General features: G+C 35.2%; 12 protein-coding genes. 9 read left to right on the top strand and 3 right to left on the bottom strand.

Going from position 1 to position 15553, the window contains the following annotated elements:
- Window positions 1-59 precede the first annotated feature (59 nt).
- The gene (gene rnpA, locus A9178_RS12910) at window positions 60-401 is read right to left on the bottom strand and encodes a ribonuclease P protein component (protein ID WP_068675952.1); all 342 of its coding nucleotides are present in this window, start codon (window positions 399-401) and stop codon (window positions 60-62) included.
- Window positions 402-582: 181 nt separating this feature from the next.
- Window positions 583-717, bottom strand: a complete 135-nt coding sequence (gene rpmH / locus A9178_RS12905) for a 50S ribosomal protein L34 (RefSeq protein ID WP_010094630.1) — start codon at window positions 715-717, stop codon at window positions 583-585.
- 1123 nt (window positions 718-1840) lie between these two features.
- Between rpmH and dnaA the strand changes: the two genes are divergently transcribed.
- The 8 genes from dnaA (at window position 1841) to A9178_RS12865 (ending at window position 12808) form a co-directional block, all read left to right on the top strand.
- Window positions 1841-3181, top strand: coding sequence for a chromosomal replication initiator protein DnaA (gene dnaA, locus A9178_RS12900; RefSeq protein WP_068675949.1), 1341 nt, complete (start codon window positions 1841-1843; stop codon window positions 3179-3181).
- Between the two features lie 191 nt (window positions 3182-3372).
- Window positions 3373-4509 (top strand): DNA polymerase III subunit beta, encoded by a 1137-nt coding sequence (gene dnaN / locus A9178_RS12895; protein WP_068675947.1) that lies wholly within the window; start codon window positions 3373-3375, stop codon window positions 4507-4509.
- Between the two features lie 436 nt (window positions 4510-4945).
- Entirely contained in the window at window positions 4946-5167 is a 222-nt protein-coding gene (gene yaaA / locus A9178_RS12890) for a S4 domain-containing protein YaaA (RefSeq protein ID WP_068675945.1), read from the top strand.
- Window positions 5168-5173: 6 nt separating this feature from the next.
- Window positions 5174-6286: a DNA replication/repair protein RecF gene (recF, locus tag A9178_RS12885; RefSeq protein WP_068675943.1), complete on the top strand. Its 1113-nt coding sequence runs from the start codon at window positions 5174-5176 to the stop codon at window positions 6284-6286.
- 117 nt (window positions 6287-6403) lie between these two features.
- Window positions 6404-6685, top strand: coding sequence for an extracellular matrix regulator RemB (gene remB / locus A9178_RS12880; RefSeq protein WP_068675941.1), 282 nt, complete (start codon window positions 6404-6406; stop codon window positions 6683-6685).
- A 99-nt stretch (window positions 6686-6784) separates the two neighbouring features.
- The gene (gene gyrB, locus A9178_RS12875; RefSeq protein ID WP_231889850.1) at window positions 6785-8704 is read left to right on the top strand and encodes a DNA topoisomerase (ATP-hydrolyzing) subunit B; all 1920 of its coding nucleotides are present in this window, start codon (window positions 6785-6787) and stop codon (window positions 8702-8704) included.
- A 218-nt stretch (window positions 8705-8922) separates the two neighbouring features.
- Window positions 8923-11442: a DNA gyrase subunit A gene (gene gyrA, locus A9178_RS12870; RefSeq protein ID WP_068675936.1), complete on the top strand. Its 2520-nt coding sequence runs from the start codon at window positions 8923-8925 to the stop codon at window positions 11440-11442.
- Between the two features lie 268 nt (window positions 11443-11710).
- Window positions 11711-12808: an HD-GYP domain-containing protein gene (locus A9178_RS12865; protein WP_068675934.1), complete on the top strand. Its 1098-nt coding sequence runs from the start codon at window positions 11711-11713 to the stop codon at window positions 12806-12808.
- 49 nt (window positions 12809-12857) lie between these two features.
- On the opposite strand, the gene A9178_RS12860 is transcribed toward A9178_RS12865, so the two are convergent.
- The gene (locus A9178_RS12860; RefSeq protein WP_068675932.1) at window positions 12858-13814 is read right to left on the bottom strand and encodes a YaaC family protein; all 957 of its coding nucleotides are present in this window, start codon (window positions 13812-13814) and stop codon (window positions 12858-12860) included.
- 183 nt (window positions 13815-13997) lie between these two features.
- Between A9178_RS12860 and guaB the strand changes: the two genes are divergently transcribed.
- A complete protein-coding gene (gene guaB, locus A9178_RS12855) occupies window positions 13998-15470 on the top strand; it encodes an IMP dehydrogenase (protein WP_068675930.1) in 1473 nt (490 codons plus the stop codon).
- The last annotated feature ends 83 nt before the right edge of the window (window positions 15471-15553 follow it).

Raw genomic sequence — 15553 nt, 5'->3', positions numbered from 1 at the left:
ACATACTACTTGATATTTTATATTAAAAAGACATAACTTTCTATTTTAAGCTGGAAATTTTACCTTTTTAATAAACGTTCTTTAAATAAAAGATGAGTTAGGCTTTTTTTCACTTCTTCGTAACCCATATTTTTCGTCTGATTCCTAGCAATTATTACAATATCATGTGGGTATCTAATTTGTTGTTCCAATTCCTGAAAGGCTTGACGCAAATATCTTTTAATTCTATTACGTGTCACAGCATTACCTATTTTTTTACCTACAGAAAGTCCTACACGGAAGTGATTCTGTTCAGGTTTTTCTATGTAATATATAACAAGCTGTCGGTTAGCAAAAGATTTACCTTTTTTAAACACAAACTGGAATTCCTCGTTATTTTTAATACGAAATCTTTTTTTCATTCATACCACCTATCTAACACTTACAAGCTTGTCTTATTGTTTTAGATACCAATCAAAAATATGTACAATCTTTCATTATGTAACCATATATTTAAAAAACTTGGCATTCGCTATTAAATTAGGCGAATGCCTTCGTTATACTTTCCAATTTGCAGAAAAAGACCACTGAGTCAACAGTGGCCTATGCTGATAATACTTTTCTTCCTTTACGGCGACGTCGAGCTAAAACTTTACGTCCATTTTTTGTGCTCATACGAGCGCGAAAACCGTGTACTTTTTTACGTTTACGATTATTTGGTTGGAATGTTCTTTTCATTTATCTTGCACCTCCCTAAGGGAAAACTTCATATCTAAAGTTAATTTTAATAACTTATCTACCAGACAGTCTTTGTAATTATACGTAATATCTAGGTAATTTGTCAAATCTATTTTTTAATCTTCTTCTCAAAGTAGTATTTTTTCCTACTACACAAAATGAATCCACTATTTCAGATCCACCTCATTCTATTTTATCCACTTTTCCCAAAACACTTTTTCACTATCCAAATTTCCCTCACTTTTTATTATCCACAACCCCATCTTAACAAAAAATCGACAACTTTTTTCTATCCACAACAATTATCGACAGGTAAATAACAAAATATAGTAGTGTGGATAGTTATTTTGCACAAGCAGTAGTCTTTGTGGATAAGTATCTAAAAAGCATTGCACACATAGGTTTTTTTTGGTATCATATTTATGTTTTCACTTGTGGAAAAAATAATCGATAAATAATTTATCCACAAACTGTGAATAAGCTGTGGATATTTATTAACACCTACTATAACAACTTTATAAACATTTATGTGGATAACGTATATAACCTTATCTAACCTTATTATACTCATAATTTAACTATCCACAGACGGATTCTATAAAAACCATCCTATATTTTATATTCAGCATGCCTTTTCCATCATTCGGTATGAAATGAGGGATGCTTTTTCTGTCATTTTTTGCACGTTAGGAAGGTATAAAATTTAGCAAGTAGCGGTTCAGATACAGCTAAAATTTTAACGTCCCAAGTAGAACAAAGGCGCAAGCGCCCGTTTAGCAACGTACAAACTGGAGCACTCCGCAATGAGATAAAGGAAACATGCCCCTTCAAAGGGATATGCCGACGTTGGCCGCAAAGGCCGTACTTAGTCGGCCTTCCTTTAGTACTTTAAGTCGATGTTGACTTATCGTAGTGAAGGAGTGTGAAGTTTGGGACTGCGCTAACGCTTGCCCCACCAAAAAGATCTGCTAGTTGCTGGGCGCTGGAGCCCGACGTGGCCTTCCTTGAGACAAGTTAAAATAAGCGAAATTTTTTTATACTTTCTTATTCTTATAAGATAAGCGAACACATTCGCCAAAAGACGAGCGAATGCGAGTATCTCTAAAAAGGAGTGAAATCCGTATTGGAAAATATTGAGGAGCTTTGGGTTGCTACTTTAGAGAAAATTGAAGAAAAGATTAGTAAGCCTAGTTTCGATACATGGCTTAAAAATACAAAAGCTGAAGCACTAGAAAAAGATACGTTAGTTGTATCTGCTCCAAATGAATTTGCTAGGGATTGGCTAGAAAACCAATACACTGATTTAATTTCTGACATTATTGGTGAAATAACTGGATCACGCCTAAAAACGAAATTTATTATTCCGGATATAACCCCAGTAGTAGAAGAATTAAAACCTGTCCCTAAGGCAAAAGGTACAGCAAATGATTTTCCAAAAACAATGTTAAATCCAAAGTATACGTTTGACACTTTTGTTATCGGTGCCGGCAATAGATTTGCTCACGCAGCATCTTTAGCTGTTGCAGAAGCTCCAGCCAAGGCGTATAACCCTCTTTTTATTTATGGGGGGGTGGGATTAGGAAAAACCCACTTAATGCACGCGATTGGCCATTATGTATTAGAACACAATCCCAAAGCTAAAGTAGTGTATATTACGTCTGAAAAGTTTACGAATGAATTTATTGATGGGATTATGGACAATAAAACGACTAATTTTCGAAATAAATATCGAAACGTTGATGTTCTATTAATAGATGATATTCAATTTATAGCTGGAAAAGAATCAACTCAGGAAGAATTTTTCCATACATTCAATACATTACATGAGGAAAGTAAACAAATTATTATTTCTAGTGACCGTCCACCTAAAGAAATTCCTACATTAGAAGATCGTTTACGCTCACGATTTGAATGGGGCTTAATTACCGATATTACCCCCCCTGATCTAGAAACAAGAATTGCTATTTTAAATAAAAAAGCTAAAGCGGACGGACTTGATATTCCTAATGAAGTTATGCTTTATATTGCCAATCAAATCGATACAAATATTCGTGAATTAGAAGGGGCGCTAATAAGAGTTGTAGCATATTCTTCTCTAGTAAATAAAGACATTGATGCTTCCCTTGCAGCGGATGCATTAAAAGATATTATTCCTTCCAATAAACCAAAAGTAGTAACGATTCTTGGAATTCAAGAAGCAGTTGGGGAAAAATATAATGTTAAATTAGAGGACTTTGCAGCAAAGAAAAGGACGAAATCCATTGCCTTTCCTAGACAAATAGCGATGTATTTATCACGTGAAATGACAGACTTCTCATTACCTAAAATTGGAGAGGAATTTGGAGGACGTGATCATACAACAGTTATACATGCTCATGAAAAAATATCTAAATTACTAGAAAAAGATACAGATTTTAATCGAGATATTGAAGATCTTAAAGAAACTATTAAATCACCATTATGATAATACTACTAATCCACATGTGAATATTGTGAATGGAATGTCTTGATTATAAACATTATATCCACATGTGGAAAACTTAGTCCTTAAACGGCAAATCATGCTTATCCACATAATCACAGGTATTATTACTATTATTATTATATTTTTATAAATAAATAATATAAATAGAACTTCCAACTAGGAGGATTTTTATGAAATTTATCATTCAAAGAGAACAATTGATTTCTAGTGTTCAAAATGTAATGAAGGCTGTATCATCACGACCAGTTATTCCTATTTTGACAGGGATTAAGATAGAGGCTAAAGAACATGGAATTACGTTAACTGGTAGTGATTCAGATGTTTCTATTGAATCTTATATTCCACGAGAAGAAGATGGGAATGTGAATGTGGAACAAATCGAAGAAGGAAGTATTGTTCTGCAAGCTAAATATTTTCCAGATATTGTACGTAAGTTACCTGAGAAAACAGTTGAAATTGAATCTGATTCCAGTTTAAAAGTAACGATTCGCTCTGGTAAAGCAGAGTTTATTCTAAATGGACAAGATGCGGATGAATATCCACAACTACCAAAAATTCAAACAGACGATAGTTTTGAAATACCAATAGATTTATTAAAAAGTATGATTAAACAAACCGTATTTGCTGTTTCTACGATGGAAACACGTCCAATTCTAACAGGGGTTAATCTAAATTTAGGCAATAATGTGTTAAAGTTTATCGCAACAGATAGTCACCGCTTAGCTTCAAGAGAAGTGCCTATTTCTAATACAAATCTTGAATTTAAAAATATTGTAGTACCTGGAAAGAGTCTGAACGAATTAAATAAAATATTAGCTGACTCAGAAGAAACGGTTGAAATAAGTGTTACGAATAACCAAATATTGTTCCGTACGAAATATTTAAATTTCCTATCTCGTTTACTAGATGGAAATTATCCAGAAACGTCACGTCTCATTCCAGATCAATATAAAACTCAAATTCAAGTTAAAACAAAGGAACTTTTAAGTACGATTGATCGTGCTTCCTTACTAGCAAAAGAAGAACGTAATAATGTGGTACGATTAACTACGCTAGAGTCACAGTTAATTGAAATTAGTAGTAACTCACCGGAAATCGGGAATGTAACGGAAGATATTGGGGTTCAACAAATGGAAGGAGAAGAATTAAAGATCTCTTTCAGCTCTAAATATATGATTGATGCTTTAAAAGCAATTGAATACGATGAAGTATCAATCGCATTTACTGGTGCAATGAGACCATTTGTTATCCGTCCTGTAAATGATGATTCTATTTTACAATTGATCTTACCGGTAAGAACGTACTAAGAAAAGCTGAAGCGCCCTTTTAGCATAAGGATTTCATACTTTTTCAACTATCTTAAACAAAAAGGAAATTGGTTTATACTAATTTCCTTTTTTCTATTCTTTAAATAAAACGCTATGCTAAAAATCAAATATATGCCTTTTTAAGCGTTTTATTTTATTTTCTAGGGGTTTACCTTCCCTAAATGCAAAAACTTTAGTAAAATAGGTATATAAAAGTTTTAGAAGGATAAGAAGGTTAATAGACATAAAAGTGCGTGTTCAAAAAGGAGGATGAAAAGGACCGAGCAGTTCAAGGCGGCGTAGCTTTGAGTATCGCAACGTATGCAATTAATACGTGAGGAACGGAAAAGCAAGCCAACGAAGAAATGCGAAGCGTCATTTTCACCGGAATTTTTGAACACCTTTAAAAATACTAAAACAGATTGTGGTGAGAAACTTGCATGAAGAAGTAAAGATTAGCACGGATTATATTACATTAGGACAATTCATTAAACTTCTAAACATTTTTGATTCGGGTGGAATGGTTAAAGCTTACTTACAAGATGTTGGTGTAATGGTTAACAATGAGAAAGAACATCGACGTGGAAGAAAGCTATATCCTAATGATGTCATAGAAATAGAAGAGCACGGTTCTTATATTGTAAAAAATGAGGCCTAATTCATTATGCACATAGAAAGGCTAGAGTTAAGAAATTATCGGAATTACGAGAGTCAATCGATTGAATTTGATGACAAAGTAAATGTCATCATCGGAGAAAACGCCCAAGGTAAAACCAATTTGATGGAGGCAATTTATGTATTAGCTTTCACAAAGTCTCACCGTACTTCACATGAGAAAGAACTTATCCAATGGGAGAAGGAATATGCTAAAATAGAGGGTAGAATAAAGAAGAGAAATCAATCCATTCCATTAGAGTTTATTATTTCGAAAAAGGGAAAAAAGGCTAAATTGAATCATCTCGAACAAAAGAGATTAAGTGACTATATCGGTGCAATGAATATCGTCATGTTTGCTCCTGAGGATTTAACTCTTGTCAAGGGGCCGCCACAGATTAGGCGCAGATTTATTGATATGGAATTGGGTCAAATTCAGCCTACTTATATTTATCATCTAGGACAATATCAAAAGATTTTAAAACAAAGGAATTTCCTTTTAAAACAAATGCAACGAAGAGAAAAAACAGATATGACGATGTTGGAAGTGTTAACACACCAACTAGTTGAACATGCCGCTATTATTTTAGAGAAGCGTTTTATATTTCTAAATTTATTAAAGGATTGGGCTAGTTCGATTCATCATGGAATTAGTAGAGGGCTAGAAAAGCTAGAAATCAAGTACAGTGCGTCAATAGAAGTATCAGACGATGAAAATAAGGAGAAAATAGATACTATCTATTTTGAAAAATTTCAGGAAATAAGAGAAAAAGAGATAGAACGGGGTACAACACTTATCGGTCCGCATCGTGATGATTTAATTTTTTTAGTGAATGGGAAAGATGTTCAAACGTACGGTTCACAAGGGCAACAACGCACAACAGCGTTATCTTTGAAGCTTGCTGAGATTGAATTGATTCATAAAGAAGTTGGGGAATATCCCATATTACTCCTAGATGACGTATTAAGTGAATTAGATGATTATAGACAATCACATTTATTAAATACCATTCAAGGAAAAGTACAAACCTTTGTTTCCACTACTAGTGTAGACGGGATTCACCACGAAACATTGAAAAAAGCCGAACTATTTCGTGTGAGTAATGGTAGTGTCGAAATCTAACCTGGGGGAAGTGACCTTACAGGCTAAGAACGCGACGTCCTGGGACTCCGTTTACTCGTCCCACCATAAAGCGTTTGTACTAGCACGTCCTGTGTGTCGTAGAAAGGATTTGGAAAAATGTTTATCCATATTGGAAACGGTAATGTTATTCGAACTAGAGATGTAATAGCGATTGTTGATTATCAAATCATTTCTTCGTCTGTGATTATGGAAGAAATGATACAAGCTTGGAAAAAGGAAAAGAAAATAATAGGTCCAATAAGCAATGCGAAATCAATTATTATAACAAAAAATGAAGTTTATTACACGGCAGTTTCCGTTTCAACACTAAAAAAACGTACTAGTATTAAGCAAGGGATTAGTAACGAAAAAGATTTTTCAGACGAAATCCCTCTATAAATGTAAATAAATTCATGATTTCTATCATTTAATCGAGGTTTGAACAACCTCTTAAAATAGATTTAGTTTTCATAAGAAATGAGTGTGAGAGATATGGCAATGGAAGAAAATACAACAACAGAACAAGCTTATGATGCTGATCAAATACAAGTCTTAGAAGGGTTAGAAGCCGTTCGAAAAAGACCCGGAATGTATATTGGTTCTACATCTGAACGTGGATTGCATCATCTTGTTTGGGAAATTGTTGATAATAGTATCGATGAAGCCTTGGCTGGATATTGTGATCATATTGAGATTGCTATTGAAAAAGATAACAGTATTACGGTTAAAGATAATGGGCGTGGTATTCCAGTAGATATTCAGAAGAAGACAGGTAGACCAGCGTTAGAAGTTATTATGACGGTTCTCCATGCTGGTGGTAAATTTGGCGGTGGCGGATATAAGGTGTCAGGTGGACTTCATGGAGTTGGTGCATCGGTTGTTAATGCCTTATCTGCTAATATGGAGGTCTATGTTCATCGTGACGGAAATATTCACTTCCAAGGTTATGAAAAAGGGATTCCACAAAATGATATTAAAGTAATTGGGGAAACCGATATAACAGGTACGGTTACCCATTTTAGGCCAGATCCAGAAATTTTTACTGAAACATTAGAATATAACTTTGAAACATTAACCCAACGTGTTCGTGAATTAGCTTTCTTAAATAAAGGATTAAGAATATCCCTTGAAGATAAAAGGGACGATCAAGAACCCGTAAGTTTTCATTATGAAGGTGGAATTAAATCTTATGTTGAATATATAAACAGCAAAAAAGAAGTATTACATGAGCCTTTTTATTCTGAAGGAGAAGACCAAGGAATTGCTGTAGAGGTTTCTGTTCAATATAATGACGGATTTGCTACAAATATATACTCATTTGCTAACAATATCCACACGTATGAAGGCGGAACACACGAAGTTGGATTTAGAACAGGGTTAACCCGTGTAATCAATGATTATGCACGTAAAAGTAACTTAATCAAAGAGGGAGAAGCCAATCTTACTGGAGATGATGTAAGAGAAGGAATTACTGCCATTGTTTCTATCAAACATCCTAACCCACAATTTGAAGGACAAACGAAAACAAAACTTGGAAATAGTGAAGTAAGAACGGTAACGGATTCTGTTTTCAGTGATAAATTTTCTACATTTCTTTATGAAAACCCTAGTGTTGCAAAAATCATTGTAGAAAAAGGATTAATGGCATCAAGAGCCCGTATGGCAGCTAAAAAGGCACGTGAATTAACGAGAAGAAAAGGTGCCTTAGATGTGTCAAGTTTACCTGGTAAGCTAGCCGATTGTTCTTCTAGAGACGCATCCATCAGTGAACTTTATATTGTGGAGGGGGACTCAGCTGGTGGTTCTGCTAAATCGGGGCGAGACCGTCATTTCCAAGCTATCCTTCCTTTACGTGGGAAAATTTTAAACGTAGAAAAGGCACGTTTAGACCGGATACTTTCAAATAATGAAGTTCGTGCGATGATTACAGCTTTAGGGACTGGGATTTCTGAGGACTTTGATATATCCAAAGCAAGGTACCATAAAGTAGTTATCATGACGGATGCTGACGTAGATGGAGCACATATACGTACATTACTATTAACCTTTTTCTATCGTTATATGCGTCCATTAATCGAATATGGATATATTTATATTGCGCAACCCCCTTTATATCAGATAAAACAAGGGAAAACACTGCACTATGTTTATGATGACAAGGAATTACAACAAATCGTAGAGGAATTACCTCAAAATCCAAAACCTGGGATCCAGCGTTATAAAGGTCTTGGTGAAATGAATGCAGAACAATTATGGGATACCACAATGGATCCAGAAAAACGTACATTACTAAGAGTGGAATTAGAAGATGCCATTGATGCGGATCAGGTATTTGATATGTTAATGGGCGATAAAGTAGAACCAAGACGGCAATTTATTGAAGAAAATGCGCAGTATGTGAAGAATTTAGATATTTAAATAGATAGGTAAGGTAGAAGTAAAGGTAGATATATGAATGAGCAAATTAGCTCATTCTTTTATACGTTGGAAGGGATAAATTTAAGCGAGAAGCGAATTCGGTGTAGCATAAATTTTAATGTTCCAACTATAAGAAAGACGAACATTCACTAAAGGACGTGCGAATGTGAGTTTTTCCAATGTTTACTCTTTAGCTTTTCATAGGAGGTATAAAACATATGGCTGAAGGAAGCCGTCCTAGTGTACAGGATATTAATATTAGTAAAGAAATGCGAACATCTTTCTTAGATTATGCGATGAGTGTTATTGTATCACGTGCTCTCCCAGATGTTAGGGATGGGATGAAGCCAGTGCATCGCAGAATTTTATATGCGATGAATGATTTAGGTATGCATTCAGATAAAGCTCATAAAAAGTCTGCGCGTATCGTTGGTGAAGTAATTGGTAAATATCATCCACATGGTGATTCAGCAGTTTACGAAACAATGGTGCGTATGGCACAGGATTTTAGTTATCGTTATATGCTTGTAGATGGCCATGGTAACTTTGGATCTGTTGATGGAGACTCTGCCGCTGCCATGCGTTATACAGAAGCAAGAATGTCCAAAATATCGATGGAATTAGTTCGTGATATTAACAAAGATACCATTGATTATCAAGATAACTATGATGGATCGGAACGTGAACCAGTTGTATTTCCATCTCGCTTTCCTAATTTATTAGTCAATGGAACCTCAGGAATAGCCGTTGGAATGGCGACCAATATTCCTCCACATAATCTGGGAGAGACCATTGATGCGGTATTAGCATTAAGTAAAGATCCAGACATTACCATTGAGGACATTATGGAGAACTATTTGCCAGGACCCGATTTCCCTACTGCTGGACAAATTCTTGGTAGAAGTGGTATCCGTAAAGCCTATGAAACAGGTAAAGGCTCTATTACGGTTCGAGCAAAAGCTGATATCGAAGAACATGCGAATGGGAAGTCTTCCATTATCGTTACAGAAATACCTTATCAAGTGAACAAAGCTAAATTAGTTGAGAAAATAGCAGAACTTGTTCGTGATAAACGAATTGATGGTATTACGGACCTTAGAGATGAGTCTGACCGTAATGGAATGCGAATCGTAGTGGAATTGCGTAGAGATGCAAATGCGAATGTTGTTTTAAATAATTTATATAAACAGACCTCTATGCAAACAACATTCGGCGTAAATACACTAGCACTTGTTGATGGCCAGCCTAAAGTCTTGAACATCAAAGAGTGCTTAGTACATTATTTAAATCACCAAAGAGTGATTATTAGAAGAAGAACGGAATTTGAATTAAGGAAAGCAGAGGCACGTGCCCATATTTTAGAGGGACTGCGTATTGCTTTAGACCATATCGACGAAGTAATTACGTTAATCCGCAATTCGAAGACAACGGAAATTGCACGTACAGGTTTAATGGAAACATTCCATCTATCTGAAAAACAGGCACAAGCAATCTTGGATATGCGTTTACAACGTTTAACAGGATTAGAACGAGATAAAATTGAAGAAGAATATGCTGAGTTGCAAAAATTGATTGCTGAATTAAAAGCTATTTTAGCAGATGATGAAAAAATCCTTGAAATTATCCGGGAAGAGCTATTAGAAATTAAGGATAAATATAATGATGATCGACGTACTGAAATTGTTATTGGTGGTAGTGACTTCTTTGAAGATGAAGACCTTATTCCGGAAGAAAATATCGTTATTACATTGACTCATAAGGGATATATTAAACGTCTTCCATCCTCCACCTACCGTACGCAAAAACGTGGTGGTCGTGGAATCCAAGGTATGGGTACCAATGAAGATGATTTTGTAGAACATTTAGTTTCGACATCTACCCATGATACGGTTCTATTCTTTACGAATAAAGGTAAAGTTTATAAAGCTAGGGGATATGAGGTTCCTGAGTTTTCGAGAACAGCAAAAGGTATACCAATCATTAACATGCTTCAAGTAGAAAGTGGAGAATGGGTAAATGCTGTCATCTCGGTAAGTGAGTATAAGGAAGATGCTTATCTATTCTTTACCACCAAATTTGGTGTTACGAAACGAACATCCTTATCTATGTTTGCTAATATCCGTAAAGGTGGGCTTATTGCTGTTGGATTACGTGAAGATGATGAACTCATCTCTGTTAAGTTAACCAATGGAAGTAAAGATATTATGATTGCTACGAAACATGGATATCTCATTCGCTTTGAGGAAACACAAATTAGAGCAATGGGTAGAACTGCTGCGGGTGTAAGAGGTATATCGTTACGTGATGACGATGAAGTTGTTTCGATGGAAGTACTAGAAGAAGGCTCCCATATTCTTCATGTTACAAATAAAGGATATGGGAAACAAACACCGGAATCTGAATATCGAAGAATTAACCGTGGTGGTAAAGGTGTTATTACATGTAAGTTAAACGATAAAACAGGACATGTCTCTGCTGTTAAGACAGTGAACGGTGAAGAGGATTTAATGGTAATTACTGTAGGAGGCGTACTCATTCGTATTCCAGTAGAAGATATTTCTATAACGGGAAGAAGCACGATGGGCGTTCGACTCATTCGCTTACATGATGATGAAGAAGTAGCTACTGTAGCTAAAATTGAACAAGAGGAAGAAGAAGGAAATGATTCCGAAAATGAAGATGCTACTGAATTAGAGTCTAATGAGAATATAGAAACAGATAACAATATAGACGAATAATGAAAAAGAGGCTGGGACATAACTAAAGTGTTTAACCCTAAAGACGAACAATTCGCTATCTAAGCGAAGTATATTTCCGGAGCGATTATTCGCTCAATCATGTTCGGTTATCAAGTGGTTAAAATGCTTTTGTCCCAGCCTCTTTTTTTGGCAGATAAGAAAGTATAAACTTTCTTATCCTGCCTTAGTTTTCTAACAGCTAGGAAGGAATGAAATTTTCCACCTACTGTTTAATCTTAAGCCTTTTAAATAAACTGGGGGAATCTATATGCAGGTAAAGCCTTCACAACTTGTGCCAGGATGTATCGTATTAAAAGATGTTTACGGAAAAACAAAAACTCCTATTGTTCCTAAAAATACAGTACTAACCGAAAAACATATTGAAATATTAAAAGGGTTTCTTATTGAATCAATAACAGTCGCATCAGATTTGAATGACGGCACTACCTTTAACCCACTACCAGTAGAAAAAGAGGTTAACGAAGAGAAAAGCTACGATAAAAAAACAAGTTCAACAGAAATTCCCTTTTCCCAACACTTTCTAAAGGTAGTATCAAATTATAAGCAATTATATCAAGAGATACAAAGTGGACTACACCTTGATATATTGCGTGTTAGGAAGCTAATTACCCCATTATTAGAAAGGATCGAAGAGGTAGATCAATTTGTCCATGTCCTTTCCAAATTCGGAAACAGAAACGAATATTTATATATTCATAGTGTTGCTGTTTCTATACTAGCCTCTTATTTAGCCAGAAAACTTAATTATGAAAAGACTGAATGGGTACAAATAGGGATAGCCGGGCTTTTGAGTGATAGCGGCATGGCAAAAATAGACCAAAACATTGTTTTCCGTAAAGGGGAAATATATAAAGGCGAATATGAAAATGAGATAACAAAACACCCTACTTATTCCTACCGACTTGTTGAACCGATTTCTACGCTTAAGGACGAAGTAAAACTTGCTATATTACAACATCATGAACGATTGGATGGAAGTGGTTATCCATTAGGTGTGAAGATGGAGAAGATACATAAATATGCACAGATTATTGCTGTTTGTGATGTTTATCATGCTACGATAAGCGACCGATTAAGTAAGGAAAAGAAATCCCTTTATCAAGCAGTGGAAGAGCTTGAAAAGGATAGGATAACAAAATTTAATTCCAAATTGGTTAATAGATTCGCACAGCTTATGATAAATCTTAAAATAGGGGCAAAAGTGAAATTATCGAATCAACAAGTAGGAGAAATCGTTTATATGAATCCTTCTTACAAAACACGACCAATGGTACGAATGGATCAAACAAATGAAATAATAGCGCTGCAAAACTTTCCTAATCTTTATATTGAAGAGAAGCTTTAGAGAAATAGAAAAGGCAATTTGTTAGTAAAACTACTACGAATTGCCATATTTAATTGTTCTTATGCACATTTTCATATAATTCATTTTCTAGTATCTTTGGGATTTTTTCTGCTGTTATGTCTAGGAATTGTAAGATAAAAGGGTAATCTAGTTCCGGCTTTGATGATAATAAGTCACCCCACCATTCTGCCTCATAACGACAAAGCATACTTAAGTTATATAGAAGTAAATAGTGAATCATAACTTCGGATATGGGTAGAAAATGTTTTCTGTTAAGCGGGAAATAGATTGTTTCATCATTCATGTGTTTGTAAAAAGGCCCATTAAATGACTCTAGGCTTTCATCTAACTGAACGGTAATAACGGATTTACGCTCTTCAATATGGGTCATCTTTGATAAATAGGGTCCAATTCGCTTGAGAAAGGAATCCTTCGTAATATGATAATGATCGAGTATGGATATAGGAAATTGTAGTATACGAGACTCCTTTGAACCAACGACTATCATCGTTTCATTTCCCTGGAAAGAAAAAAAGGTCTGCATTTCTGGTATGAGGGAAAATAAGTCTTTCATTTGAATTTTTTCAAAAGGAATAGGATGAATAGAATAAAGATGCTCCGAAAAGTACGGAAAAAGTCCATTAAGTTGTACTTTGACTTCATCTGTCATAAATGTATAATGACGCTTTTTCCTCTTCCTAGATGTAACCCCATGTGACAATAAAACGGTAGATTCTGGATAATTAGGTCGCTTTGTTAGTAAGCATGCTTTTAATAAGTGAGTTAGTCCATAAAAATATAAAACAGGTTTCGCAAAAACGTCTACCTCATGGCCTATTTCGTAAAATTTTCTACCATGATCAAGATAATATAATAAAGCATTATAATTTTGATAACTTTTAACTTCTACATCCTGTTCCTCTATCTTTTCATAACAGCTTTTTAAATAAACTTGTGCGGTTTGCTGTGATGATAAAAATGAAAAAAATCCATCTGATTTACTCATAACAATCTCCTAAGGTAATATTCAGAATCTATTTACTTTTCATTTTCCAATAATATGTTATTGAAAAAGGTGGTTAGTTGGCGTATTGTATATAAAAATAGAGAAATATTTAAGGGACCATCTACTAGTTTAGTCATTCATCTTTTATAAAATACCTTTTAAATTTGAGGAGGAGGAGTTACATTGCGTAAAGATAAATTTGCAAAAGAAGGTTTAACGTTTGACGATGTACTATTAATACCAGCAAAATCTGAAATTCTACCTAATCAAGTTCAATTAAGTACGGAGCTTACATCAAGTTTAAAATTGAATGCCCCATTTATAAGTGCTGGGATGGATACCGTAACAGAAGCTGAAATGGCAATTGCTATAGCTCGTCAAGGCGGATTTGGCGTTATTCATAAAAACATGTCCATTGAAGAACAAGCTGAACAAGTAGATCGTGTTAAACGTTCGGAGAGTGGTGTTATTACAAATCCATTTTTCTTAACACCAGAACATCAAGTATATGATGCAGAACACTTAATGGGTAAATTCCGAATCTCAGGTGTTCCAATTGTTAATTCTGTAGAAGAACAACAATTAGTAGGTATTATTACTAATCGTGATTTACGTTTTATTCAAGATTATTCTATTTCGATTTCTGAAGTGATGACTAGTTCTAATTTAATTACTGCACCGGTTGGAACGACTTTGGAAGAAGCGGAAAAAATCCTCCAAAAATATAAAATTGAAAAATTACCTTTAGTCGATGAAAATAACAAGTTAAAGGGTTTAATTACGATTAAAGATATTGAAAAGGTAATTGAGTTCCCGAATGCTGCTAAAGATGCTCAAGGTAGACTTTTAGTCGGTGCAGCTGTTGGGGTGACGAAGGATGCAATGAAGCGTATCGATAAGCTAGTAGAAGCGGGTGTAGATGTTATTGTGATCGATACAGCACATGGCCACTCTAAGGGTGTATTGGATCAGGTAAGGGAAGTACGTAACGAATACCCTGACTTAACTATTATTGCTGGTAATGTTGCTACAGCTGATGGAACGAGGGCACTTATTGAAGCAGGTGCTTCCATTGTTAAAGTTGGTATTGGACCTGGGTCGATATGTACGACACGTGTCGTAGCGGGTGTTGGTGTACCACAGATTACAGCAGTAAATGATTGCGCTATGGCGGCACAAGAATATAATGTACCAGTTATTGCAGATGGTGGCCTTAAATATTCTGGAGATATCGTTAAGGCATTAGCAGCAGGTGCGCATGCTGTTATGTTGGGTAGTATGTTTGCAGGAACTACAGAAAGTCCAGGGGAAACTGAAATTTATCAAGGTAGAAAATATAAGGTGTATCGTGGTATGGGATCAGTTGGTGCTATGAAAGCCGGCTCTAAGGATCGTTATTTCCAAGGCGAAACAGAAAATAAAAAGCTTGTTCCTGAAGGTATTGAAGGAAGAGTACCTTATAAAGGGCCATTAGCAGATACGATTCACCAATTAAACGGTGGTCTTCGTTCTGGAATGGGTTACTGTGGAACGGCAACCGTTGATGCATTACGAAATGATGCTCAATTTGTAAGAATTACGAACGCAGGCTTACGTGAAAGCCATCCACATGACGTCCAAATTACAAAAGAAGCACCAAACTATTCTATTCAATAAGAAAAGCGAAACCAACGGATAAGCGACGTTAATAGAATTAGATAAGAAAAGTATATAAAAATTTTAAGGTGAGGACTTTCCTC

This window comes from Oceanobacillus sp. Castelsardo (assembly GCF_001659985.1).
GTDB lineage: Bacteria > Bacillota > Bacilli > Bacillales > Amphibacillaceae > Oceanobacillus.
The sequence above is the reverse complement of the archived record's forward strand: the minus strand, read 5'-3'. Positions and strand labels throughout refer to the sequence as shown.

Bases quoted from the DNA above. Each gene is read 5' to 3' on its own strand.
- rnpA (WP_068675952.1), bottom strand. From the start codon at position 401: ATGAAAAAAAGATTTCGTATTAAAAATAACGAGGAATTCCAGTTTGTG.
- rpmH (WP_010094630.1), bottom strand. From the start codon at position 717: ATGAAAAGAACATTCCAACCAAATAATCGTAAACGTAAAAAAGTACAC.
- dnaN (WP_068675947.1), top strand. From the start codon at position 3,373: ATGAAATTTATCATTCAAAGAGAACAATTGATTTCTAGTGTTCAAAAT.
- recF (WP_068675943.1), top strand. From the start codon at position 5,174: ATGCACATAGAAAGGCTAGAGTTAAGAAATTATCGGAATTACGAGAGT.
- remB (WP_068675941.1), top strand. From the start codon at position 6,404: ATGTTTATCCATATTGGAAACGGTAATGTTATTCGAACTAGAGATGTA.
- gyrB (WP_231889850.1), top strand. From the start codon at position 6,785: ATGGAAGAAAATACAACAACAGAACAAGCTTATGATGCTGATCAAATA.
- gyrA (WP_068675936.1), top strand. From the start codon at position 8,923: ATGGCTGAAGGAAGCCGTCCTAGTGTACAGGATATTAATATTAGTAAA.
- A9178_RS12865 (WP_068675934.1), top strand. From the start codon at position 11,711: ATGCAGGTAAAGCCTTCACAACTTGTGCCAGGATGTATCGTATTAAAA.
- A9178_RS12860 (WP_068675932.1), bottom strand. From the start codon at position 13,814: ATGAGTAAATCAGATGGATTTTTTTCATTTTTATCATCACAGCAAACC.